Consider the following 23,756-nt stretch of genomic DNA (forward strand, 5'->3'; position numbering starts at 1 on the left):
AAAACACGATTATTTTGCACTTCAACCGTAAAAAGTGCATTTCGTCGATGTTTTTGAGGTGTGAGAATTAACAAATGTTAGTTGATTCTTGTAGGAAATGATTGGTTTGGTGTTGTTTATACCTTAATTTTTGGGTTCACGTGTTTTGGGCGCCCGTTATTGGACTATTAAGTTGTCTCACGGATGGTATGCTTGAGGCAATATTAATTTGGGCGCCTCGTGAAGTACTGAATTGTTGTGTATTGCAGTAAGTCAATTTGAAGTAGTAGTGGTTTGGGCGCCTCGTGAAATAGAATAAATTCACTTCACGACCGCGCTCTTCGCTGTATCTTTCCGCTAGCGTGAAAAGGATGCCGCTGCGATCGCTGGCGCGGGGGTGGGTTACCATGATTGATTTTGATTAAACAAAAACTTAATTCCCGGCAACGCAAGAATTAGCCTAAGGATAATGATACCAGCCAGAAAGTAACTAATAACATAATAGGTGTCATGAATATTAAAAACAAAGGCTGTATCTGAGATATAACTCCATACAAGAAAAAGGATCGCTAAAAGGATTATTAGAAGTTTTATGCGTTTCATGTTGTCTAAGGTAATTCTTTTGAAGAGACTTAGCTTGCGATCACCTTTGCTAAAACTACGGTGATCAAAGACACTCGCTGAGTTCTATAGAATCCCATTTGGAACGACTGGACGTTAGTTTTTCCTAAACAAAATTTAGTTTCACTAAGGGGAAGTCCATGCCCCACCCAAATTTAAATTAGTTATTTAAATACAATGGATCAAGAGTAAATGCTTGGCATTTATAAATATATACAGTTAATTGGTATGTCCAGCTGATGAAATGTTCTCGGCATGTTTTTATGTGGTACCGGTGTAAGCGGAAAGCAGAATGTTTGTTTTTTGGGCGCCCCCTTCTTCGCTAAAGCTTCGAAGGACCGCGCTCTACGCTGTATCTTTCCGCTAGCGTGAAAAGGATGCCGCTGCGATCGCTGGCGCGGGGGAATTGTTGGAGACTTAGCTCCTTTCAGTCGCTGAGTCTTAGTAGGGAAGCAGGAACAAGCATAGGGCCGAGCGTTTAGAAAATGTCCTGTGGACATTTTTAGCGAAGGGGCCAGGCTGCCGCGTTGGCATGAATAAAGACTTACCTCGGCTTCGCCTCGGTGAGTCTTAAAGCTGCCAATTCTTCGAAATGTTGGAGACTTACCTCGGCTTCGCCTCGGTGAGTCTAAATAGGGAAGCAGGAACAAGCATAAGAACCCAAAGCCGCTCTGCGGCTTCATGGGTTTTGTTTTCATTCGCTTATGAAAGCGAGCTTTCAACGCTTTAAAAAACAAAACCCAACACTCTCGTGTTGGGTTCTTTTTTGTAGCGAGAGGGAGACTTGAACTCCCGACCTCCGGGTTATGAATCCGACGCTCTAACCAGCTGAGCTACCTCGCCGTTTTTAACAGCGAGCAAAGATAACAACAAATCTTCTCAAGCCAAATAAAGCAGTCAATTTTTGTTTTATTTTTTTAATTCAAGTTTTATTCTTTTCTACTTTCAAATTAATATATATATTGGAGCGTTCCAATCTTAAAAACGTAATGAGCGACAAAGTCAAATACGAAATGGAGTTTCCTATTCATGTGTCTCCATCCCTCTTGTTTCAATATATTTCCACACCTTCCGGACTCTCAGAGTGGTACGCAGATAATGTGAACTCCAGAGGAGAGCTTTTTACCTTTATTTGGGACGGTAGTGAAGAACAGGCTAAGCTCATCAGTAAGAAAAGTGGTGAACGTGTCAAGTTCCGTTGGATGGAAGATGAAGACACCGATTACTATTTTGAACTCCGCATTCAAGTAGACGAGATCACCAAAGATGTGTCCTTAATGGTCACCGATTATGCCGAGGATGACGAAATGGAAGAAGGAAAAATGCTTTGGGATAATATGATCTCAGAACTCAAACATATTTTAGGATCGGTTTAAATCCGGTTCTTATAAGTGGTATCTTTGCTCCCGTAAAAACGGGAGTTTTTTTATGCAGATCATTAACGGTACCCTCAGTTCAGAAACTAGCATTCACGCCAATGACAATCGCGGCCTAAACTACGGCGATGCGGTCTTTGAAACCCTTCGTGTTCAACAAGGAAAGATCCTTTTTTGGGAAGATCACTACTTTAGACTCATGTCCGCCATGCGAATCATGCGCATGGAAATTCCTATGGAATTCACTCCAGAAGCCTTGAGTGCTCAAATTCAAGAATTGGTTGAAGCGCATGAATTGTCTGCAAAAACTGCGGTGGTAAAATTATTGGTCTACCGCAAAACAGGAGGTTTATACCGTCCGGAGCAATTAGAAGTAGAATATACCATCAGTTTGCGCGCAATAGATTCGCCTTTCTACACTTTGGAGGAATCCGACTATGAGGTAGAGCTTTACAAGGATCACTATTTGAGCCCGTCTTTACTGTCTACCCTAAAGACCAACAATAAAGCCTTGCAAGTCCTGGGGAGTATTTATGCCGACGAGAACGATTACCAGAATTGTTTGGTGGTCAATACAGACAAACAGATCGTTGAAGCGCTCAACGGAAATTTGTTTTTGGTTAAAGGAGATCGTATCAAAACACCACCCATCAGTAGCGGTTGCTTGAACGGAATCATGCGCAAGCAGATTCTTAAGTTATTGCTGGAATTGCCTGACTATTTGATCGAGGAGGGGCCTGTCTCTCCCTTTGAGCTTCAAAAGGCTGATGAGATGTTCATTACCAACGTAGTACAGGGAATCCGTCCGGTGACCAAATACCGTAAAAAACAATACTCCAATACGGTGGCTAAAGACCTTATCGGTAAACTGAATGCCCGCGTGCGTTTGTCTTAATTATAGTGTGGGTTTTCAGGAGCGTTTGACCACAAGGCGTAGTCATCTCCAAATTCTATCATTTTTTCTTTCCAGAAATTTTGATAGCTCATTCCTATGACGCCGTTGTCATAAGGATTTTTCATCACGATCCAACTGTTGATCTGCAGTTCTTCATCCAGCTGTTCACTGGCCCATCCGGAGTAGCCTAAAAAGAAACGGATATCCTCGTGGGAGATCTTTCCGGCTTCAAGAAGTTTCATGACCGCATCAAAATCTCCTCCCCAATAGATGCCGCTGGCTATTTCAACGCTGTCTGGTATGAGTTCTGGGATCTTGTGAATAAAGTAAAGATTGTCTTGCTCTACAGGACCGCCCTTATATACGGTAATGTCTGAATCGATTTCAGGGATGAGATCATTCAATGTAAATTCTAAGGGTTTGTTTAAGATAAAACCAACAGCGCCTGCGTCATTCACTTCCGCGAGTAAAACCACCGATCGGTTGAAAGAAACATCGGTTAAAATAGAAGGCTCTGCAATAAGCAATACGCCTTTGGTTGGTTTTAGTGTTGGCATAAGTAAATCTAGAAATAAATCCCTAGAAAAGCAAAACCCCGCTAATTGCGGGGTTTTACCTTAATTTTATTGCGTTTGTGACTAGTTCACAGAGTTAGATAATTCTGAACCTGCTTTGAATTTTACCACGTTTTTAGCAGCAATTTTGATTGTTTTCCCAGTTTGTGGATTACGTCCTTCACGTGCAGAACGCTTAGAAACAGACCAAGATCCAAATCCAACTAGAGATACTCTGTTTCCTTTCTTAAGAGCTCCTTCTACATTTCCACAAAAAGACTCTAGTGCTTTTTTAGCTGCTGCTTTAGTGATTCCAGCATCGGCCGCCATTGCGTCGATTAAATCTGATTTATTCATAATTTGAACTTTAAATTAAATTAGTGGTTAAACGTTATTATTTTATTGCCTTACAAATTTAAACGGATTATCGGTCCACGCAAGGAATAGCGCGGGAAATGAGCGTTTTTGTTAATAACTCGGAGCCATTGTTAATAAAGGCAACACTTTATCGATAAAATTCATGCAGCCTAGACTCTGCGCGGGTTTATTGGACTTTAGAATCTAACGGGAAGCTAAATCCGTTCAAAAGGTCGGCGGCAGCCATTTTTCGCTTTCCAGACAATTTGATCTCCAGCAAGTTGATCCATCCATCTTCAATAGCAATACGGATCGATTTTTTATCGCAAACCACGCTACCGGTTGTATAATTATGTTCCGCTGGCTCATAAGCAACTTTGTATATCTTGGCCGAAATGACTTCGTCTTCCAAAACAAATTCCGTCCAGGCAGCTGGGAACGGATTGAGCCCTCTTACCTTATTATATATATACGCGCCAGGTAAACTCCAATCGATTCGCGTGTTCTCGGCATGTAACTTGGGAGCAGGTTTAAATGTTTTCTCTTTGGGTTGCGGTTTTGCTTGGACCGTACCGCTTTCAATAGCAGCCACAGTTTCTGCGACCAAAGAAGCTCCCAATTCCATCATTCTATCGTGAACTTCTCCGGTGGTCTCGTCGGGTGCAATTGGCATAGATTTATTAGCTATGATCGCTCCAGTGTCAATTTTCTCATCGATAAAAAAGGTAGTGACTCCGGTTTGAGTTTCTCCGTTGATCACTGCCCAGTGGATGGGTGCCGCGCCGCGATATTCAGGCAAGAGTGAACCGTGTAGGTTAAAAGTTCCAAATCTCGGCATGCTCCAAACTACCTCGGGTAACATTCTAAAGGCCACTACCACAAAAAGGTCTGCATTTAATGCTTCTAAGGCTTCTAAAAATTCCGGAGCTTTAAGTTTTTGCGGCTGTAAAACAGGTATGTTGTGTTTGAGTCCAGCATCTTTAACTGCTGAGGCTTTTAGCTTTCTCCCTCTCCCTGCAGGTCGGTCTGGAGCGGTGACCACTCCAACTACTTCTTGCCCTGCCGCGATCAAGGCTTCAAGAGAAGCTACGGCAAATTCGGGAGTACCCATAAATACTATTCTCATCGTTTAAATCTTGGTAAATCTTTGGTCCGTATTCAATTCAATTAGGCCATCGTCTAAAAGTGCTTGTAAAAGCGCTCCGATAAGCTGCGGAGCAAAATTAAGTCTTTCTGCAAGTTCGTCCCGGCTTAAGGCTTGATTTTCTATAAGGTCAAGAATTTGCTTATTCGCCGGGGGCTTTTGGGTAGCTTTTGAGCGGGAATCGCAGAGATCACAATTTAGGCAAGGTTTATCCAGGACTTGATCAAAATACGAAGCTATCAATTGCTGCCTGCACCCGGAATCCGCGGTGATATATTTTTTTAAAGCGCCAAACTGTTCCACTTTTTGGTTGTGGTATTGTTCAATTTCTTTGCCAAAAGGGTAGAGGGTGCGAGCGTCCTCTCTAGGGGTTAGAAAGGTGATATTCGCGTCAGAGGTGCGCAATTCTAAAGTAGCAACCCCTTGATTGGCCATAAACTCGAGTTGTTCGATCAAAAAGTTCTCCGAGCGATTGACCTGCCTAGCCAAGGGCTTAAGCGCAATTCGGGCCGGAGCTTCTGCGATACCAGGATAGCTGCGAAGCAGTAACTGCCCCAATACTCCCGACTGTGGGTTCTTGTCAAAGAAATCGAGCAGCGCGCTGTTAGGAGCTGTAAATTGAAACTGAGTTTGTTTGCTAAATACCGGACTCAATCGGAGTATACCCAATCGATCCATCATTTGAAAGCTCGCATAGGTCTTTCCAAAGGGCAGATTATAATCCGCACAAAAATTGGCAAAATCAAGCGGGAAGGCTTCAAAGGCGCCTTCTCCGTATGCAATTCTAAGGTGTTGTTGTAAACTGATGTAAACCTGAGTGGTGAATTTGAGATCAGGCAGTTGCTGAACATACATTTGATGCCCTTGTCGTAAATCGTCACTACCAACCAGTAGCACTGCTTGCGCCTCTTTCCGATCACGCCCGGCGCGCCCAGCTTCTTGATAATAACTCTCCAAACTGTCGGAGAGCTGATAGTGAATCACAGCACGTACATCGGCCTTATCGATCCCCATTCCAAAGGCGTTGGTAGCTACCATGACCAGTTGATCACTTTGCATCCATTCTTGGAGTCGTTGTTTACGCACCCCAGAATCTAAGCCACCGTGATAGGCCAAAGCTGGTATACCAGCTGCTTCCAAATTCTGTGCTAGATTTTCCACACCCTTTCTGCTGCGCAAATACACGATCCCAGAGCCGCTTTGCTTTTGCAAGAGTTTGATGAGTGTGTTTTGTTTGTCTGAGACCTGTTTTACATCATATCTCAGATTATCACGTGATAGACTGCTGAGATGAATGTAAGGATCCTTCAATTGAAGTAATTCATGAATATCTTCTACAACACGCTTATTGGCGGTAGCGGTTAGGGCCGTGATTGTCGCCTCTGGTAAAAGCGTTCGCAACACACTTAATTTGGCATAAGCGGGTCTAAAGTCATGCCCCCAATGAGAGATACAATGCGCTTCATCTATGGCGATGAGAGCAGGTTGCATTTGCTTTATTCTGCTTTGCACCAAATCCTGTTGTAGCCGCTCTGGGGATAGATAAAGGAATTTATAATCGCCGTAAATACAATTATCCAATATGCGATCTACAGCATCGAAAGACAAGCCTCCACTCAGTGAAACGGCCTTGATCCCACGTGCTTTGAGCTGTTCTACCTGATCCTGCATGAGCGCTACTAAAGGGCTAATGACCAAAGTAATGCCTTGGTGCATTAAGCCTGGGATCTGGTAACAAAGGCTTTTTCCACCTCCCGTTGGCAAAACGGCCATTACATCCCGACCAGAAATACTGGCTTCAATGATCTGTTTTTGTCCAGATCTGTAGCTGGTATAGCCCCAATATTGTTCTAGCAACTCTTGGGGGCTCATTAGAGTTTTAATTGATTGCGTATAAAATTGACCCGTTCTGCAATGGTCAAACGAGGAACTTCAACCAAGTCATAGCCAAAATAACGGTAGCGCAGATTCAAGCTTTCGTGCAGGTCTACAGCCTGCTCAAAGGTCTCGAATCGGCCTCCGTCGGCATGGAATATATCCTCCCAAGGCGGCATGATAAATACCTGGTCATAACGGTGATCTGTGCAGTAGGCTTCAAACTCAGCCCCGTACTCTTGATCAAAGTAGTCCATATAGGCCAGCACATCAGGCAAACCGCGATCATAAAAAACCGGGCGTGTATCGAGATGACCTCCTGCAAAGAACTGCTGCTGTCTCCCTAAGAGCAGGCGTCTGTTGAAACTATCGGAATCTTTGGCAAAAACAATGGGGTTGGTTGCCACTTGTGGGCTGTCTTGAGTGGCGGTCTCTTCTGCAGTGAACTCGCGTATCACCTCGGGGAATATGTGAAAGCCCTCATTTCTTAAGGCATTGATAACGGCGGTCTTGCCGGTGCCGGGAGCTCCAGTAATTACTACACGATGATCCTTGTGTTCCATTGCTGTAAAGATAAGCGGTTTTTAGCGCCTTAAACCGAAGGCAAAAAGCGGGCCGATTTTCAAGCAAAGTTGCAGATAATTTTTTCGTTGTGAAAGGCGTATCTTTGTAGCACTTGAAATAGTTCAATATATTCATGAATAATTCCCAAAAGACCGAAGAGTTTTACCAGCGATTGAAAGCACAATTGGAAGAGAATTTCAGTTGGCCTTCTACCTATTTGTACAAGTTTATTGTTCCTTCAGATCAAGAGAAGATCAACACCATTAAAGACATCTTTGCAGATAGTGGGGCCAATCTTCAAACCAAAGAATCTTCTAAGGGAACCTTTACCAGTGTGTCTGTTAAAGTACGGATGAAATCCCCAGACGCTGTGATTGAAAAATATTTAGAAGTTTCCAAGGTAGAAGGGGTGATTTCCCTATAATTTACTATTTTGCAAACTCTAGGACTTACCCTTTACTTACTAAGCATTTCATTTTGATAGATCAATTAGAATACAATACCGAGAGACCGCATTTGCTCATTCCGGAATACGGCCGTCATATACAAAAAATGGTGGACCACTGTTTGGCCATTGAAGACCGTGAGGCACGCAATAAATGTGCTAAAAGCATCATTGCAGTGATGGGGAATTTAAACCCGCACTTGCGCGATGTGCCAGATTTTCAGCATAAATTGTGGGATCAGCTCTTTATCATCTCAGATTTTAAGTTGGACGTGGACTCTCCATACCCAAAACCGTCTATAGAGGAATTGCGTGAAAGACCCCAACACTTGGGCTATCCGCAAAACCATCCGAAATATCGATTCTACGGGAACAACATCAAGCGTATGATTGATGTAGCTATTGGATGGGATGAAGGCGATATGAAAAACGCTTTAGTGATCAACATCGCCAATCACATGAAAAAGTCTTTTCTGAATTGGAACAAAGACACGGTAGAAGATGCTGTGATCTTTGAACATCTCTTTGAACTATCAGAAGGGAAACTCAATTTGAAAGACTCTTCAGAAGACTTAAGCGATTCTAGCGATCTGCTTAAGACCAAAAAACGATTCCAACAAAAGAAGTCCTCAGGCAAAAAAGGAGGCAGAAACAGAAAACGTCACTAACACCTACATTTTTTAATGGGTACATTTCAGATCGAGGGAGGCCATCGTCTCCAAGGTGAGATTCAACCACAAGGAGCTAAAAACGAAGCATTACAAATACTTTGCGCAGTCTTACTGACTCCAGATGAAGTTATCATTGAGAACATTCCCAACATTCGGGATGTCAACAAGCTCATTACCATTCTGGGTAATCTCGGTGTAAAAATTCAAAAGTTGGGAGAAGGTCGATACGCTTTCAAGGCAGACGACGTAAATCTCAAATACCTGGAATCTGAACTCTTTAAAGAGGAGGGAAGTTCCCTTAGAGGTTCTATTATGATCGTTGGGCCACTCTTGGCTCGATTTGGAAAAGGATACATCCCAAGACCTGGTGGAGATAAGATCGGTCGTCGTAGACTGGATACTCACTTTGAAGGCTTTATTCGATTAGGAGCGAACTTCCGCTACAACAAAGAAGAGCGCTTTTACGGTGTAGAAGCTCCGGACGGTTTAGAAGGAACTTATATGCTCTTAGATCAAGCCTCTGTAACCGGAACTGCCAATATTGTCATGGCTGCGGTTTTGGCCAAAGGCACCACAACGATCTACAATGCGGCTTGCGAACCCTATTTACAACAGCTCTGCAAGATGCTTAACGCCATGGGCGCTAAGATCAGCGGAGTAGGTTCAAACCTCTTGGTCATTGAAGGCGTGGAGTCCTTAGGTGGCTGTACGCATCGTATTTTGCCAGATATGATCGAGATTGGATCTTGGATCGGGTTGGCGGCAATGACGCGTTCAGAGATCACCATTAAAAATGTGAGTTGGGAAAATTTGGGATTGATCCCAGATACCTTCCGCAAATTGGGAATCAAACTAGAGAAGAAGGGAGATGATATTTATATTCCTTCTCAAGAATCTTATGAGATCCAAGGATATATTGACGGATCTATCTTAACAGTTGCTGATGCACCTTGGCCAGGATTCACTCCAGACCTTTTGAGTATTGTCTTGGTGGTTTGTACCCAGGCCAAAGGTTCCGTGCTCATTCATCAAAAGATGTTTGAATCGCGTTTGTTCTTTGTGGATAAACTTATTGATATGGGAGCCAAGATCATTCTTTGTGATCCGCATCGCGCCACGGTGATTGGACATGATTTTCAATCAAGCCTCAAGGCGACAACCATGGTATCTCCTGATATACGCGCGGGAATCTCCTTATTGATTGCAGCACTGTCTGCCAAAGGTACCAGTACCATCAATAATATTGAGCAGATCGACCGTGGTTATGAACGTATCGATGAGCGCTTAAGAGCAATTGGAGCAAAGATTACGCGCCTGAACTCTTAGCCTGTGAGCTAGACTGTTGCTTACGATTTTTATTGATCTCGTCTTGTAGTTTTCTACGGATCTGTTGTTCGCGTTCTAAGCTGCGCTGTCTGTGGCTTTCGTATTCGTCTTCTACTTCTTGAAGTTTTACACGAGAGGCCTTGGTCTCTGCATTACTGCTTTTAAAGCGGAAGATAAAGATCAACAACAAAAATAGCAGACCTCCAATGATACTCCACATTATGGTGTTGTAAGTACCTTTGCTTGTTTGACTGCCCAAAAAGCTCATATTATCTACGGCCTGTTGCGTATTACCAAGTTCGGCTTGCAGATTACTCAATTCTTGCTGCAATTGAGCAACCTGAGATTCAAGATCTCCGACTGTAGTTTTTAATGCAGTTACTTCTGCCTTATAAGAAGCAACCGTGTCGCTTACCGCTTTTTTAAGATTGTCAAGTTTATAACGCTTTACAACTTTGTAATCTTCATAACGATTGGACTTATCAATCACATCGACAAAATGTTCGTCGAGTGTTTTAACAGACTGCTGCGCAAAAGCGGGGGAGCTGGCCAGCAGAGCAATAAAAACGAAAAATTTCAATACAGGATTCATGTGTGCTAGTTTTCTAACGAGGTAAATGTACACCTTGAACGCATAAAAGAAGCCTCGAAGCGCTTAAAATTTGTATTAAATCGACGAATAGGCGGTTTTGCCTTATGCCGATTGAGGTTGAGTTTCCTTTATACTACAACTCAAGGCTCCAGACGGACAGCGTCTGACCTGTTTGACAATTTGCTGCAAGGGCGCGCCCTCAAGATCGATCCACGGAATTACTGAAGTTCTAAATACCGAGGAAAGCTCTCTAGCGCATCGCTCTGCGTTGATACATTTTTTGGGCTCAAAGGTGACGGTCAAGTCACTACTGGAGTACTGGTGCAATGGGGCATTCATAGGTTAAGATTTGCGGGGTTAGTAATTTATGGGGCGAATTACATCGTTAAATATACCAAAATAATCGATAAAATACCATGTGTATGGAAAATTCGCACAAATTTATGTTAAATGCAACCATATAGTACTGAGCTATTTAAGGAAATCTTAACTAACTAAGGTTGAAGATTGAATTAACTTCGCGATTACACTAAATTCATTAACATGAGAAACTATTTCTTTCTATTGGTACTTGCTCTTTCTGCTACAGCTTGGGGTCAAGTAAATACCCCTGCACCCAGTCCATTTCAAAAAGTGGAGCAGAAAGTCGGATTGACAGATATTACTTTGGAATACTCCCGTCCAAGCATGAAGGGACGTAAAGTCTTCGGTGACCTTGTGCCTTACGGTCCAGTATGGAGAACAGGTGCAAACGCCAACACCAAAATCACATTCAGTTCTGCCGTTACTATCGGCGGAAAAACTCTTGAGCCTGGAACTTATGCGCTTTACAGCAAGCCAGGGGAGAAGAGCTGGGAGATCATTTTCTATAGCGATGCTACCAATTGGGGAAACCCGCGTCAGTGGGACGAGTCTAAAGTTGCTGCATCCGTGAGTTCTCAGGTTTGGTCTATGGATATGCCTGTAGAAACTTTCACAATCACTTTTGATGATCTTTCTAACAATTCAGTTAATCTGGGAATCATTTGGGAGAACACTTATGTGCGTGCAACCATTGAAGTACCTACTGATGACGCTGTAATGGCAAGCATTGACCGTACTATGGCTGGTCCAAGTGGAAACGATTACTATGCTGCTGCTGTTTATTACCTGCAAGAAGGCAAGAACATGAAGCAGGCCCAAGAATGGATAGACAAAGCGATCTCAATGCGCAAAGATCCTGCGTTTTGGATGTACCGCCAAAAGTCTTTGATCCACGCTAAAATGGGAGACAAGCAAGGTGCAATCGCCGCCGCTAAAACTTCTTTGGAATTGGCAGAGAAGGCTGGTAATAAAGATTATATCGCTTTAAACCAAAAATCACTTAAAGAGTGGGGCGCTAAATAAGCACTGACTCTAACTTATTAAAAAGGCGTCTAAAACAGACGCCTTTTTTTATGCTTTCCGGTCAACGCTTTGAAACAGTATTGCGATGATCATGACTAGGGCACAACCTATTAAATTGAGCCAGAGGTAAGGAATTGCATCCCAGAACCACAAGGCAATGATAATGGCTTGGGTCAGTATTGCAGCAGCAAATACAGCCCGACTTTTCACGTGTTTGATAAAGAATGCCAGTAGAAAGATCCCCAAAACGTTCCCGTAGAAAATGGAACCAATAATATTCACCAACTGAATCAGATTCTCAAAGAGGTTCGCTACACAGGCAATTAAAATGGCCAGAACACCCCAAAGGGCTGTAAACCATTTTGATTTTTGGATATAGAACTTCTCGTCTCGTTCTACGGCTTGACTGCGTTTATAGATATCAATGGTGGTAGTCGTACCTAAGGCATTGAGTTCAGAGGCTGTGGAAGACATGGCTGCAGATAGAATCACCGCCAACAACAACCCGATCAACCCTTTGGGTAGATTATTCAAAATGTAGTGAATAAAGACATAGTCCTTATCATTCACTGTGGCGTTTGGATCGACCTTTAAAATAAGTTCTTTTGCCTGTTCCCGCAGCTGCTTGTCCTGACCCTGCAAACTTTTCATTTGATTGATCAGTTCTTGGTTCTCGCTACTGCTAGAATTAGCGGCCATAGCATTTTGTACGGAGAACAATTCGGCTTCTACTAAACTGCGCTGGTTTTCAAGGGACTTGTATTGATCTGCATATGGGCTCTCCATGACTTCAGCCACATTGCTTGGATTAAAGTGCAAGGGCGCGCTGTTGTATTGGTAAAAGACAAAGACCATCACTCCAACCAATAAAATAAAGAACTGCATGGGCACTTTTAGCAAGCCGTTGAACATAAGCCCAAGCTGACTCTGCTTTACAGATTGCCCGCTCAGATAGCGTTGTACTTGGCTTTGATCGGTACCAAAATAAGAGAGCATCAAAAAGGTTCCACCAATGATCCCGCTCCAAACGGTATAGTTGTTTTCAAAATCAAAAGAGAAATCAAGGATGTCCATTTTACCGCTAGCGCCGGCAATATCCAATGCTTTGGTAAAGGTTACCTCTTCTGGCAAGCCGTCTAAGATCAAATAGAATGCAATGAACATCCCAGCAAAGATCACGGCCATTTGTTGTTTTTGCGTTACGCTAACGGCTTTGGTGCCACCGGTTACGGTATAGATGATCACCAATACCCCAATAATGATATTGAGCATATAAAGATCCCATCCCAAAACGGCAGAGAGAATAATGGCAGGAGCAAAAATGGTGATCCCGGCAGAAAGTCCACGCTGAATTAAAAATAAAAAGGCGGTCAATACTCGGGTTTTTCCGTCAAACCGTTGTTCCAAGAACTCATAGGCTGTATATACCTTGAGCTTGTGGTATAAGGGAATAAAGACCATACAGATGATGATCATGGCAATGGGCAAACCAAAATAGAATTGCACAAAGCCCATTCCGTCATGAAAAGCCTGTCCAGGAGTGGACAGGAAGGTGATGGCACTGGCCTGAGTGGCCATGACAGATATACCCACGGTCCACCATTTAGCAGAATTTCCTCCGCGCAAATAGTCAGATACTTTGCTGTGCTTACGTGTTTTCCATGCGCCGTAGATCACAATAAAGAGTAAGGTCGTGGCTAGTACCAGCCAATCTTCTAGTTGTAAGCGATTCATTGGCTGAACTGATTCATGAGTAAATAGAACAAGATTCCATAGGCTAGATTAGCCACTAGGATCAAGGTATACCACTTATTCCAATGTTTGGGCGCTTTCATTATTTCCCTATGGATAACAGATTTGCAAACAAACGATAAGCACCGGGTACACCTGCGGGCAGTTCTCTAAAGAAACTCAACCCGGTGTAGATATAATGTCCTTTTCCGTGTTTGGCAACCAGTAAACTACCTTGTGACGGGCTGCTGGCTTGTTTGTCCTGCATTTGCAGTATGGCTTCATATTTGGAATCCCAGCTGCTCGGGAAGTACAGTCCGCGTTCTTGAACCCACCCTTCAAAATCTGCAGCGGTGATCTTGTTTGGACTGTTAAGCAAAGGATGCTCTGGTTTTAGTAGTGTAACCGGAGCGTATTCGTCAGTAACACGTTCTCTGGAAAGTTGCAAGGGGTAAGGAGCAAAATCGTCCGTAACCAAACCTCGGCTTGTATTGTATTGGACAATGACATTCCCACCATTGGCTACATATTGAGAAACGACGTCTTTCTTGAATTGCAATTCTTTTACGGTATTGTAAGCGCGAACACCAAAGACCAAGGCGTCAAAACCGGCCAATTTAGTTGCTGTGAGTTCTTCTGGTGCTAGGGTGGTCACTTGATATCCGATCTGCTCCAAACTCTCGGGAATGGCGTCTCCAGCTCCTTTTACATAAGCGATCAGTTCGCCGCGTTTGTCAATTGGAATACGAGCTACCTTAGCCTGAGAAGGCATCAGTACGTTTTGATACGGAATATGCGGATAATCGATCTGAATCAATTCTTGCGTAAAGGCTTGCCCATTCAGCATCACTACTGGTGCAATGTAGCCTTCACTTTGATTGTTAGGCGGTGTTACTTGAAAATTAAAGCGTTGTTTCTCACCTTGGTTCTTTAAGCTGAAGTCAATAGTGGCCGGACTTACTTTCCAACCTTCTGGAACATTGAGCTTGAGCGTGGCGGAGACTCCGTCTTTTCCAGCACGAACTACCACTGGAATTGTTCTGCTTTTGGTGTCTGCAAAGATGATCACCTTTTCTTCTATGGCAGTTGTCACTTCTGGCAGTACATCAAAAGGACGATAAACCTCACCATCTACAGGGTCATTGAACTTATACACAATATTGCGGTAGGCCGTCATGTTCACGCCATTAATGCTCAAATTGAACATTACGGGAAAGCGTTGTGGAGCTCTAGGCAGCCCTACATAGTCTTCATTGCTTACCTTGTACATTCCCAGCGTCCCCGGTTCTTTTAACCAGTAGGGCGCTGTATATTCTTGAAGTGGACTAAAGGTACCACTCACACTTTCTGCGGAGTATCCTTGGTTGGCACCGAGGGGCATAGCCGCAAACATATCCGGAAACTTCACCACTGATGAAGAAACACTGTTGAGTTTCACATTCAAGTTGGATCGGTTAATGGCCTCTATGCGCACCGTTGGATTGCTGTCAAAAGTGGCTTCTTGCTGATTGGAGACGGCTTCCAGAAAAATCCCACTGCAATCCAGAATGATCTGTTTTAGCGCATTGAGCTTAATGGTCTTCCAGTGGCTCTCAGGGAGTTTTTCCAAAAGCTTGTACGCCTCTAAAAGTTGGGGCACATTGGCCGAAGGGTCTTGAAAATTGAAGTTTTTCGTAACCTCAGAGATGATTGCGCCAACAGCGGCGCCACCTTCTAGTCGCGACCAGGAGGTATCTACACCTTCAAAGAGATTGTCTTTGTTTTCTGGAAAATCTCCTTTAATGAATTCTAGCCACTCGGTTTGTGCGCCACGGCTACCAGTACTTCCAAAACCTTGTGATTTGTGCATGCTACGGCTTAAGGCCGCGATCTCTCCGTTAGACAGACCAGTAGAAGGGAAGTAGTTTCCGGTTTCTACAGAAAGTAAATTCGTTTTGTCTGCTTGAGCAAACTTCTCTCGACTTCCATAAAACCACCAGCTGGTGTTAAAGAACAAGCGTTTTGGTTGCCACACGCCGTATTTTTGAGCAGACTCTGGGAACGCGTTTGGATCTCCGGCAAGATCAAAGGCTTCAACACTTAACATGGCAGAAGAAGTGTGGTGTCCGTGGGTGGTGCCTGGAGTACGGTGATTGAATCGGTTCACCATAATATCTGGTTTGAATCTTCTGATATTCATCACCACATCGCGGAGAACTTCTTCTTTATTCCAGATCGCTAGCGTTTCATCAGGGTGCTTGGAATATCCAAAATCATTAGCGCGCGTAAAGTATTGGCTACCGCCGTCTGTAGCGCGAGCAGCGAGCAATTCTTGCGTTCTAATCACTCCTAGAAGTTCACGGATCTCTGGCCCGATAAGATTTTGTCCACCATCGCCTCTTGTTAAGGAGAGGTAGGCAGTTCTGGCTTTGACATCATTGGCCAAATAGGAGATCAATCGGGTGTTCTCATCATCCGGATGGGCTGCAACATAAAGCGCAGTTCCAAAGAAGCTCAGCTTTCTGAGGTCTTCATAAATTTCTGAGGAGGTTGGTTTTTCTGGTTTTTGGCCCCAGCCGAGAAGGGGAAGCCCAAGGGCGAGCAGCAGTAAAAAGCCTTTTAAACGCATGGGTGGTAATTGGAATGGTTTGCTCAAATATAGCCAAATTCAATCCCCTGCTTCAGGCTGTTAGGGCTTCTTTAACATTTATTCCGACTGACTATTTACAATTTCACTCAGGCCTTGGTAAACCAAATGTGTGGGCAAACCCATCACCGTAAAGAAAGAACCTTCAATTCGCGGTACGGCTACATAGCCCAACCACTCCTGTATTCCGTAGCTTCCTGCCTTATCATAAGGTTTGTGCGTGTCTATATAGTAAGCGATCTGCTCTTGGCTCAGCTCATCAAACCATACCTTCACCTTGTCATGCATGATCAGTTGCTTAGAAGTAGTAGTGATGCAGATGGAGGTAATGACCTCGTGATAATTTCCAGACAGCGCTGTGAGCATGGCAATGGCTTCATCACGATTGGCAGCTTTTTCTAGAGGTTTTCCTTGAAGCCAAACGATGGTGTCACTGGTTACTAGTATATCTTTTTCCTTAAGATCATCAAATGGTGTTGCCTTCAATTTGGCCAAATAGTTGGTGATCTCTTCTTCTTTTAGGGAGTCTGAGTAGACTTCCTCCACCGGGCGAATATCCAAGACAAAGTCAAACCCCATCCCTTTGAAGAAATTCTGTCTGCGCGGTGAGGCAGAGGATAGGATCAGTCTAAAGTCTTTTAATTGGTCTTCTAGCAACATTATTTATAAGGATATATCAAAAGTGAAACGAGCCCAAGTACCATGGTGATCTTCAAAAGCAAAGAAAGAAAACGGTAATCCTCTCTAGAGTCGGCAGACCAGCTTTTAATGCAGAACAGCAATAGTGGTGCGCCCAGAGCTATGAAGAAGTAGGCCAACATCAACTCAGAATACAAAAAGTTGGAATAGCCATAGTACAATACAGCGGTTAGGGTAAAGACCCCTAAGGCAAACACAACCATAGTGCTGCGCTCGCGACCAATGGCAATAGGTAAGGAGTTCACGCCAAAGTTCTTATCGCCATTAATATCAATGATGTCTTTAACGATCTCTCGGATAAAATTCAGCACAAAAGCAAAAACGGCATAGTGCAAAAGCAATCCCATGACCTGTAATTGCAAGTCTTGATTCGCTGGATGTGCTACAGGTGCCAAATCAAAAACACCGACAATCAAAACCACAAAGGCAGTGAGTAGGGCTACTAAGAAGTTTCCGGCCAGCAGTACTTTTTTCAATGAAGTTGCGTAGAAGTAGAGCAGTACAGAAACCAAGACAAAAAGGGCAGCAAAGTTCGCCTTATCAATGGCATAGGCTACATAAAAGCCAATAGCCACGCCAAGAACGTTTAAGGCAATATAAAAATTAAAGGCCCATTTCTCGGAGATCTTTGAGCCAATTAGCGCTTTGTCGGGCCTGTTGATCTGATCAATGCCATGATCTTCAATATCATTGATGACATAGCCGCCTGCAGCAATTAAGGTGGTGGCGAGGATCAAAAGGATAAAGTTGATTGTACTTAGTGCTTCACTAACGCCAAAACTGGGAAAGAAAGCCCATTTGATCACTGCTTGGGTCGCAATGATGATCAACAGATTCTTCCAGCGGATTAATTGCAACAATGCGCCTACACCCATTTTGCGTGAACTTTTAAAACCTGTTCAATTAAATCTCTGGCACAACCTTCACCGCCGCGTTTGTGAGAGATATACGCAGAGCTTGCCTTAACCTCTGGGACTGCATCCTGCGGGCAAGTAGCTAAGCCTACGGCTCGCAGTACAGGAATATCTGGAATATCATCTCCCATATAAGCGATCTCATCTGGACTAACATCGTGCTCTTGGCAATAGGCTTCTAAGAACTGTGTTTTTTGGTGTGCTCCCAGATATACTTGTTTGATTCCCAAACCTTCTAAACGGGTGCGTACGCCTTCATTGGTGCCACCGGAGATGATGGCTACATTAAACCCCATGTCTACTGCGTATTTTAAAGCAAATCCATCTTTAATGTTCATGCTTCGAAGCAGTGCTCCGTCTGTCGTGACAAGGACTTTTCCATCAGTCAATACACCGTCCACATCAAAGATAAAGGTGGTGATCTGGGCTAATTTGGTTTTGTAACTCATGTATTTTGAGAGTTTTGTATGGCTTGGGTTAATAGGGTATAAAGCTCTTTATTGGCTTCTGATTGTATGCTCAGATGCGCATCAATAATGCCTTGATCTCCGCGTTTAGCAGGTCCTGTTTGCACCTCTGTTGGGCGATTGTCCATGACTTTTTTGGCGGTCTCTAAAATAAGCGGATGTAAAAGATCAAACGGCAGTTCGCGGTCTTCCAAGATTTCATGGGCAGTTTGATACAATTGATTCACAAAGTTATTGACGTAAACAGCCGCTAAATGCAGGTATTTTCTATCCTTGCTATTCATACGTACCACACGTGTGGTCAACAGTCCACAGAAACGCTCTAAAAGTTCATAATCTTCTTCACACTCAGCTTCCAAACAAAAAGGAATGCTTTCAAAGACAACTGTTCTGGTCTTGCTGAAAGTCTGAAGCGGATAACAAACAGCCTTTCTTTTACCTTTTATTGCGTTTAAGGTTTGTGCGCCAGAAGTATGGGCCAAAAGGCCGTGTTTTTCCTGTAGTTTTTTAGAAACTGCTTCTATGGCGTCATCACTAACAGCGATAATAGTAAGGTCTGCAGCGGGTAGCGTTTTTGGATCTGTAGTGGTCAAATCGGCGTCGAAACTCGCTAAGGTCTCTGGGTTTCTGCCCAGTACACCAACCAGCTGAATCTCTTCCAAATTCAGGATGGATTCATACAAATGATGGGCGAGGTTTCCGCTGCCTACAAGAGCCAGTTTTATCATAAAAACGAAGGTAAGGAAATTTTGCTGGTAGCGGAGCGATTAAACAAAATTGCTCTTCTGTTTTTCAATGCTAAAACTTCTTGTGAATTCCCCTGTTTTGAGCTCAATTTTTTGGTGCTTGTTTCGTAAATTTGCATCAAAATTGCGGAATGCAAAACAAGCTGCTCTCTATCCTCTTTTCAACGCGATTAACTGCGGTACTCTTTATCGTTTTTGCTGCAGCCATGGCAGTAGGTACGTTCTTAGATGCCTCTCAGACCACATCGCCCACACCTTTCACCAATCATTATATCTACAAAGCCTGGTGGTTTGAAGCCATAATGGCCTTGTTTATGATCAATTTCATTGGGAATATTAAGCGTTACAGACTGGACAAACGAGAGAACTGGGCAACGCTCTTGTTGCACCTTTCTTTTATTCTGATCTTGTTCGGAGCCTTCGTTACCCGATACATTGGTTATGAAGGTGTGATGCGTATTCGCGAGGGAGAGACAGAAAACACCATGCTTAGTGCAGAGGTGTATTTAAAGGTTTTTATTGATGGCGACTCTATTGTTGACGGCATGAAACAGCGTCGCAACCTGCAACCGCGTCAAGTGAATTTTTCAGAGCGACTTGTAGACAAATACAAAGGAGATGAGATCCTCAGCACAGATTATAACGGACAAGAGGTCAGTTTTAAGTTTTTAGACTATATCTCTGGAGCCAAGGAAGACCTGATCCCTGGAGACGAGGGAGCGCAGTATTTGAAGTTGGTGGAAGCCAATGACGGGAATCGGCACGAGCATTGGTTAGCCGATGGAACGGTTACTCAAGTACACTCGTTGGCCTTTGCTTTCAATAAGCCAACTACCGGAGCCATTAATATCTTTTATAGCGAGGACAAGGGATTTGAGATCTCAACCCCATTGGAAGGAACCTATCTCAGGATGGCAGATCAGCAGCAAGGTGCTGTAGTAGCCGATAGCGTGCAGCAGCTGCAACTCAGATCACTTTACCAAATTGCGGGGAATCAGTTTGTATTCCCAGAAGGTTTGACGCAAGGAAAATACGGAATAGTGAAAGCGCCTAAGGAAGAGCAAAGTCAAGTAGACGCTTTATTCTTAGAAGTAACTTCTGGAGGGGAGACCAAGCCTTTGACTTTGATTGGTGGAAAAGGGAACGTGCCGGACGTGGAATTAACCAACGTTGGCGGTTTGGAGATCTATTCCAGCTATGGTGCCAAAGAACTGGAGTTGCCCTTTAGTTTGACCCTAAACGACTTTATTGCGGATAAATATCCAGGAACCGAATCTGCGTATAGCGCCTTTAAAAGTAAACTCACGGTCAATCCAGAGTCTGGTGATTCTTTTGATTACGACATTTATATGAACCACGTTTTGGATCAAGGCGGTTACCGTTTCTTTCAAGCTTCTTTTGATGCCGATGAAAAGGGCACCATCTTGAGTGTCAATCACGATTTTTGGGGAACCTGGATCACCTATATCGGTTATTTCTTATTGTATTTAGGATTGATGTTGATCCTTTTTGATCGCAGAACCCGTTTCGGCAAACTCAAACAAATGTTAGAAAAGGTGAAAACCAAAAAGGCCGCTTTGATGATTGCTGCATTGATTGGTACCGCTGGATTTGCGCAAGATTCTCATAACTCCGGCTTGTCAACAGAGGACATAAATGCGCAGATCGTGGAAATGGCCGTAGATAAAGAACACGCAGGCAAGTTTGGCCGTTTGATCATTCAGGACAATGGCCGCATGAAGCCTATCAATACCTTCTCATCGGAATTACTGAGAAAGATCAGCCGCAGTGATAGCTACGCTGGGCTAACGGCAGATCAGGTGTTCTTGTCCATGAGCCAACATCCGCAATTGTGGATAGATGTGCCCATCATTTATTTGCCAAGAGGAAACGACAGTATTCGTAAGATCATTGGAGTACCCAAAGACGTCAAAGCAATTTCGCTTTTAGACATAGTAGATGAGCAGGGGAATAACAAATTGGATCCCTATTTGACAGAGGCTACCAGAAAGAACAATCCCAACAAGTTTGAAAAGGATTTCATCAAAGTATACGAACACGTTTATCTTCTCAACCAGGCCCTTACGGGAAGCATCCTAAAGATATTCCCAGTACCGGGTGATCTCAATAATACTTGGGAATCCACGTTGGCGATTCGCACACGCATGAAGACCAAAGACGATTCCATCAAAGGACAGCTCTTGCCCGTATATCTGCAAACCCTACGTGACGCCCGTTCTGACGGTAACTATGAAAATGCAGACAAGCTTTTGGAAGCCATCACGGTCTACCAAAAGAACAACGGGAGTGAGGTATATCCTTCAGATCAAAAGATCGACGCAGAGATCGCCTACAATCGAGCAGACATCTTCAACCGCTTGTACAAGTATTTTGCGATGATCGGTTTGATCATGTTTATCATGATCATCTGGCAGATCTTTAACGAAAAGAAATTCTTAAAAGGAGCCATAAACGTTTGTCGCGTCATTATTTGGGTCTTCTTTGCCCTAATGACCTTAGGACTGGCTGCTCGCTGGTATATCAGTGGTCACGCGCCTTGGAGTGATGCCTATGAGTCTGTCATATATGTAGCTTGGGCGACAGTCTTCTTTGGATTGGCCTTTGGTAGAAAGTCGGTGCTTACTGTGGCTTCTACAGCTTTTGTGGCATCCATCATTTTATGGGTGGCACATGAGAACTGGTTAGACCCTTCAATTGCCAACTTGCAACCGGTGTTGGATTCTTATTGGCTGATGATACACGTAGCGGTGATCGTAGCGAGTTATGGGCCGTTCACCCTTGGAATGATCCTAGGTATTGCTGCACTACTGCTTATGTTACTTACTACCAAAAAGAACAAAGAGCGCATGAAGCTCAATATAGAAGAGATCACCATCATTAATGAATTGGCCTTAACAGTCGGTTTAGTGATGTTGACCATTGGGAACTTCCTCGGTGGGCAATGGGCCAATGAGAGTTGGGGCCGTTATTGGGGTTGGGACCCTAAAGAGACTTGGGCCTTGATCAGTATTATGATCTACGCCTTTGTGATCCACATGCGATTGGTTCCTGGACTGCGCGGACGTTGGACCTTTAATTTCGCTGCTGTCATCGCATATGCATCCATTATGATGACCTATTTTGGGGTGAATTTTTACTTGACAGGATTACACTCGTACGCCAGTGGAGACAAACCGATCACTCCGGGCTTTGTTTATTACACCCTAGGTTTTGTTGCGATCTTGAGCACATTGGCTTGGATCCAATACAAGAAACACTATAAAAAAGCAAAGGCCTGACGCTTTAAAACGCACAGGCCTTATACTTCGCTAAGTTAGCCGTCTAGTTATAGATATAGTCTGGTTGCTGATCCAACATACGATAGTCGTCTTGGATTTGTTCAGCGATTTCAAGTTTGCGATACAAAGTAAGTGTCATGCGCTCGACCTCACGTTCGCTTAGGTTAAGTATTCTTGCGATCTTATGATTCTCCTTTCCTTCTGATACGTATTGTAACAAACGGGTTTCTGTGGCATCTAGATCGTAGTGATCAATAAGGTTCTCCATATAAGCTTCTTCTGAATCTACGTCGGCAAGTGCAATACCGCGTGAAAGCGATTCAATACGCTTCAAGTAAATACGCATCTCTGTACTCATGAGTTCTTTCTCCTCTTTAATAGAGCGCATTCTGTACATAATGGCGTAGCTCAAGACGAGCATTTCAAAAACGCTACCGATCTTAAGGTGTACTGCTTGAATGTTCAAGAAGTTCAACCCCAAGGATTTTAAGAGGTAGAAATCCGTCGCCATAACGAATAATAAACTGTAGGAAACCACAAAGATTCGGGCATATAATCCTGCGTTCCACAAGCGAACTCCGGTTACTAAATAGGTGAGGGCCACTGCAAAGAGCATGATCTGACCTACGGTGGCGTAACTGTATTCGCCGAATCCCCAATACAATCCAAAGGACAGTCCAGCAACGCCAAGTAAGGCTAATGTAAACCACTTGAGTCTTGGGAAGTGCTGAGAACTACGTAAAAACTGGCAAGAAAAAGCCGCTCCCATAAATCCAACACTCAGTTGAAGGATAGGCTCTAAATATAAATTGATAAAGCTTCCGGTGATTCCAAATAGGTTGAAGAGGCCATCCGTAAAGGCATAGGCCAAACCAACTGTGACCAAAAACCCGGCATACTTTAAAAATACCTTTTCATCAAAAAGGACAAAACACATCAAGTTGATCAATACCACCATGATCGCAAAACCGTAGTACAATCCTAATTGAAATAGGGTCTTTTGGGTTTCAGCGTCGTAGATAGCCTCAGAAGTAAGTTCCATAGGAACCTGTGCTTCCTGATTCAGTTTGACCTTTAAGAATAGGGGATAGTTGGTTGCTTCACTGAGCTTGTAAGTTGTAAAGCGAGTAAAACCTTCCTGACCAATGTTCAAACCGCGGCTGTTATAAAGCGTCGCATCATAAACGTGGGGACTAGGAAGTGTCAATACCTGATTGTGGGTGTTAGATCCGAAGATCTTAAACCAATACGTTCCATTGTTCAATCCGAAGTTCTCTAAGCCGTATGGGGAATAATCGGCAACGGAGGCAGACTTGAAGTCTAGCTTCTCTGGAGAATCCTGCATATAGCGCACCTGCTGTTGACCAAGGGCATTGAAGGTCAGGCAAAGCAGGAGGCCTAAAATAAAGCTCCTGTACATAAGTATATCAATCAATTTGGGACTCGAAAGATATAAAAAACCTTCATTGACCGATAAAATAATGCACTT

At 43.6% G+C, this 23,756-nt stretch carries 21 protein-coding genes and 1 tRNA gene; 7 read left to right on the plus strand and 15 right to left on the minus strand.

Going from position 1 to position 23,756, the window contains the following annotated elements; translation table 11 throughout:
* Positions 1-1,369: 1,369 nt before the first annotated feature.
* Positions 1,370-1,443 (minus strand) — tRNA-Met (locus POW22_RS09100).
* Positions 1,444-1,589: 146 nt separating this feature from the next.
* On the opposite strand from POW22_RS09100, the gene POW22_RS09105 reads away from it, so the two are divergent.
* Both POW22_RS09105 and POW22_RS09110 read left to right on the plus strand, forming a co-directional pair.
* Positions 1,590-1,976, plus strand: a complete 387-nt coding sequence (locus POW22_RS09105) for an START-like domain-containing protein (RefSeq protein WP_272832343.1) — start codon at positions 1,590-1,592, stop codon at positions 1,974-1,976.
* 52 nt (positions 1,977-2,028) lie between these two features.
* Positions 2,029-2,871 carry an aminotransferase class IV gene (locus POW22_RS09110; RefSeq protein ID WP_272832344.1) on the plus strand — a complete coding sequence of 281 codons (843 nt, stop codon included), beginning with the start codon at positions 2,029-2,031 and terminating at the stop codon, positions 2,869-2,871.
* On the opposite strand, the gene POW22_RS09115 is transcribed toward POW22_RS09110, so the two are convergent.
* From POW22_RS09115 to POW22_RS09135, 5 genes are all read right to left on the minus strand, one after another.
* Positions 2,868-3,428, minus strand: a complete 561-nt coding sequence (locus POW22_RS09115) for a YqgE/AlgH family protein (protein WP_272832345.1) — start codon at positions 3,426-3,428, stop codon at positions 2,868-2,870. The two genes, POW22_RS09110 and POW22_RS09115, sit on opposite strands and share 4 nt — an antisense overlap.
* 81 nt (positions 3,429-3,509) lie before the next feature.
* Positions 3,510-3,782, minus strand: a complete 273-nt coding sequence (locus tag POW22_RS09120) for an HU family DNA-binding protein (RefSeq protein ID WP_087525164.1) — start codon at positions 3,780-3,782, stop codon at positions 3,510-3,512.
* 187 nt (positions 3,783-3,969) lie between these two features.
* A complete protein-coding gene (gene fmt, locus POW22_RS09125; protein WP_272832346.1) occupies positions 3,970-4,908 on the minus strand; it encodes a methionyl-tRNA formyltransferase in 939 nt (312 codons plus the stop codon).
* A gap of 3 nt (positions 4,909-4,911) precedes the next feature.
* The gene (locus POW22_RS09130) at positions 4,912-6,798 is read right to left on the minus strand and encodes a RecQ family ATP-dependent DNA helicase (protein WP_272832347.1); all 1,887 of its coding nucleotides are present in this window, start codon (positions 6,796-6,798) and stop codon (positions 4,912-4,914) included.
* Positions 6,798-7,364 (minus strand): AAA family ATPase, encoded by a 567-nt coding sequence (locus POW22_RS09135; protein WP_272832348.1) that lies wholly within the window; start codon positions 7,362-7,364, stop codon positions 6,798-6,800. The genes POW22_RS09130 and POW22_RS09135 overlap by 1 nt, the downstream gene beginning before the upstream one ends.
* Before the next feature lie 134 nt (positions 7,365-7,498).
* On the opposite strand from POW22_RS09135, the gene POW22_RS09140 reads away from it, so the two are divergent.
* The 3 genes from POW22_RS09140 to murA are packed head-to-tail and all read left to right on the plus strand — an operon-like array spanning position 7,499 to position 9,807.
* A complete protein-coding gene (locus POW22_RS09140; RefSeq protein ID WP_272832349.1) occupies positions 7,499-7,789 on the plus strand; it encodes a DUF493 family protein in 291 nt (96 codons plus the stop codon).
* Positions 7,790-7,842: 53 nt separating this feature from the next.
* Positions 7,843-8,478, plus strand: a complete 636-nt coding sequence (locus POW22_RS09145; protein WP_272832350.1) for a DUF4290 domain-containing protein — start codon at positions 7,843-7,845, stop codon at positions 8,476-8,478.
* A gap of 15 nt (positions 8,479-8,493) precedes the next feature.
* Complete coding sequence (gene murA, locus POW22_RS09150; protein WP_272832351.1) at positions 8,494-9,807, plus strand: UDP-N-acetylglucosamine 1-carboxyvinyltransferase; 1,314 nt, start codon at positions 8,494-8,496, stop codon at positions 9,805-9,807.
* On the opposite strand, the gene POW22_RS09155 is transcribed toward murA, so the two are convergent.
* Both POW22_RS09155 and POW22_RS09160 read right to left on the minus strand, forming a co-directional pair.
* Positions 9,788-10,399 (minus strand): tRNA (guanine-N1)-methyltransferase, encoded by a 612-nt coding sequence (locus POW22_RS09155; RefSeq protein ID WP_272832352.1) that lies wholly within the window; start codon positions 10,397-10,399, stop codon positions 9,788-9,790. The genes murA and POW22_RS09155 overlap by 20 nt on opposite strands.
* 102 nt (positions 10,400-10,501) lie before the next feature.
* On the minus strand, positions 10,502-10,738 hold the full coding sequence (locus tag POW22_RS09160; protein ID WP_272832353.1) for a (4Fe-4S)-binding protein: 237 nt from the start codon (positions 10,736-10,738) through the stop codon (positions 10,502-10,504).
* A 204-nt stretch (positions 10,739-10,942) separates the two neighbouring features.
* Between POW22_RS09160 and POW22_RS09165 the strand changes: the two genes are divergently transcribed.
* Complete coding sequence (locus tag POW22_RS09165; RefSeq protein WP_272832354.1) at positions 10,943-11,785, plus strand: DUF2911 domain-containing protein; 843 nt, start codon at positions 10,943-10,945, stop codon at positions 11,783-11,785.
* Between the two features lie 48 nt (positions 11,786-11,833).
* Here the strand turns inward: POW22_RS09165 and POW22_RS09170 are convergent, their stop codons facing one another.
* The 6 genes from POW22_RS09170 to POW22_RS09195 form a co-directional block, all read right to left on the minus strand.
* A complete protein-coding gene (locus POW22_RS09170; protein WP_272832355.1) occupies positions 11,834-13,519 on the minus strand; it encodes a sodium:solute symporter family protein in 1,686 nt (561 codons plus the stop codon).
* 100 nt (positions 13,520-13,619) lie between these two features.
* The gene (locus POW22_RS09175; RefSeq protein WP_272832356.1) at positions 13,620-16,124 is read right to left on the minus strand and encodes a PIG-L family deacetylase; all 2,505 of its coding nucleotides are present in this window, start codon (positions 16,122-16,124) and stop codon (positions 13,620-13,622) included.
* A gap of 78 nt (positions 16,125-16,202) precedes the next feature.
* Positions 16,203-16,802: a Maf family protein gene (locus tag POW22_RS09180; protein WP_272832357.1), complete on the minus strand. Its 600-nt coding sequence runs from the start codon at positions 16,800-16,802 to the stop codon at positions 16,203-16,205.
* Positions 16,802-17,716, minus strand: a complete 915-nt coding sequence (locus POW22_RS09185) for a geranylgeranylglycerol-phosphate geranylgeranyltransferase (protein WP_272832358.1) — start codon at positions 17,714-17,716, stop codon at positions 16,802-16,804. Before POW22_RS09185 ends, POW22_RS09180 begins: the two co-directional genes overlap by 1 nt.
* Complete coding sequence (locus POW22_RS09190; protein WP_272832359.1) at positions 17,707-18,204, minus strand: KdsC family phosphatase; 498 nt, start codon at positions 18,202-18,204, stop codon at positions 17,707-17,709. Before POW22_RS09190 ends, POW22_RS09185 begins: the two co-directional genes overlap by 10 nt.
* On the minus strand, positions 18,201-18,950 hold the full coding sequence (locus POW22_RS09195) for a Rossmann-like and DUF2520 domain-containing protein (protein ID WP_272832360.1): 750 nt from the start codon (positions 18,948-18,950) through the stop codon (positions 18,201-18,203). The genes POW22_RS09190 and POW22_RS09195 overlap by 4 nt, the downstream gene beginning before the upstream one ends.
* A 149-nt stretch (positions 18,951-19,099) precedes the next feature.
* Between POW22_RS09195 and POW22_RS09200 the strand changes: the two genes are divergently transcribed.
* A complete protein-coding gene (locus POW22_RS09200; protein WP_272832361.1) occupies positions 19,100-22,267 on the plus strand; it encodes a cytochrome c biogenesis protein CcsA in 3,168 nt (1,055 codons plus the stop codon).
* Positions 22,268-22,310: 43 nt separating this feature from the next.
* Here POW22_RS09200 and POW22_RS09205 read toward each other — a convergent pair whose 3' ends face one another.
* Positions 22,311-23,687, minus strand: a complete 1,377-nt coding sequence (locus POW22_RS09205) for a 7TM diverse intracellular signaling domain-containing protein (protein ID WP_272832362.1) — start codon at positions 23,685-23,687, stop codon at positions 22,311-22,313.
* Between the last annotated feature and the right edge of the window lie 69 nt (positions 23,688-23,756).

The sequence above is a fragment of the Gilvibacter sediminis genome (genome assembly GCF_028561565.1).
GTDB lineage: Bacteria > Bacteroidota > Bacteroidia > Flavobacteriales > Flavobacteriaceae > Gilvibacter > Gilvibacter sediminis.

Excerpts from the sequence above, each read along its gene's own strand:
- POW22_RS09105 (WP_272832343.1), top strand. The coding sequence starts at position 1,590 with ATGAGCGACAAAGTCAAATACGAAATGGAGTTTCCTATTCATGTGTCT.
- POW22_RS09110 (WP_272832344.1), top strand. The coding sequence starts at position 2,029 with ATGCAGATCATTAACGGTACCCTCAGTTCAGAAACTAGCATTCACGCC.
- POW22_RS09115 (WP_272832345.1), bottom strand. The coding sequence starts at position 3,428 with ATGCCAACACTAAAACCAACCAAAGGCGTATTGCTTATTGCAGAGCCT.
- POW22_RS09120 (WP_087525164.1), bottom strand. The coding sequence starts at position 3,782 with ATGAATAAATCAGATTTAATCGACGCAATGGCGGCCGATGCTGGAATC.
- fmt (WP_272832346.1), bottom strand. The coding sequence starts at position 4,908 with ATGAGAATAGTATTTATGGGTACTCCCGAATTTGCCGTAGCTTCTCTT.
- POW22_RS09130 (WP_272832347.1), bottom strand. The coding sequence starts at position 6,798 with ATGAGCCCCCAAGAGTTGCTAGAACAATATTGGGGCTATACCAGCTAC.
- POW22_RS09135 (WP_272832348.1), bottom strand. The coding sequence starts at position 7,364 with ATGGAACACAAGGATCATCGTGTAGTAATTACTGGAGCTCCCGGCACC.
- POW22_RS09140 (WP_272832349.1), top strand. The coding sequence starts at position 7,499 with ATGAATAATTCCCAAAAGACCGAAGAGTTTTACCAGCGATTGAAAGCA.
- murA (WP_272832351.1), top strand. The coding sequence starts at position 8,494 with ATGGGTACATTTCAGATCGAGGGAGGCCATCGTCTCCAAGGTGAGATT.
- POW22_RS09155 (WP_272832352.1), bottom strand. The coding sequence starts at position 10,399 with ATGAATCCTGTATTGAAATTTTTCGTTTTTATTGCTCTGCTGGCCAGC.
- POW22_RS09160 (WP_272832353.1), bottom strand. The coding sequence starts at position 10,738 with ATGAATGCCCCATTGCACCAGTACTCCAGTAGTGACTTGACCGTCACC.
- POW22_RS09165 (WP_272832354.1), top strand. The coding sequence starts at position 10,943 with ATGAGAAACTATTTCTTTCTATTGGTACTTGCTCTTTCTGCTACAGCT.
- POW22_RS09170 (WP_272832355.1), bottom strand. The coding sequence starts at position 13,519 with ATGAATCGCTTACAACTAGAAGATTGGCTGGTACTAGCCACGACCTTA.
- POW22_RS09175 (WP_272832356.1), bottom strand. The coding sequence starts at position 16,124 with ATGCGTTTAAAAGGCTTTTTACTGCTGCTCGCCCTTGGGCTTCCCCTT.
- POW22_RS09180 (WP_272832357.1), bottom strand. The coding sequence starts at position 16,802 with ATGTTGCTAGAAGACCAATTAAAAGACTTTAGACTGATCCTATCCTCT.
- POW22_RS09185 (WP_272832358.1), bottom strand. The coding sequence starts at position 17,716 with ATGGGTGTAGGCGCATTGTTGCAATTAATCCGCTGGAAGAATCTGTTG.
- POW22_RS09190 (WP_272832359.1), bottom strand. The coding sequence starts at position 18,204 with ATGAGTTACAAAACCAAATTAGCCCAGATCACCACCTTTATCTTTGAT.
- POW22_RS09195 (WP_272832360.1), bottom strand. The coding sequence starts at position 18,950 with ATGATAAAACTGGCTCTTGTAGGCAGCGGAAACCTCGCCCATCATTTG.
- POW22_RS09200 (WP_272832361.1), top strand. The coding sequence starts at position 19,100 with ATGCAAAACAAGCTGCTCTCTATCCTCTTTTCAACGCGATTAACTGCG.
- POW22_RS09205 (WP_272832362.1), bottom strand. The coding sequence starts at position 23,687 with ATGTACAGGAGCTTTATTTTAGGCCTCCTGCTTTGCCTGACCTTCAAT.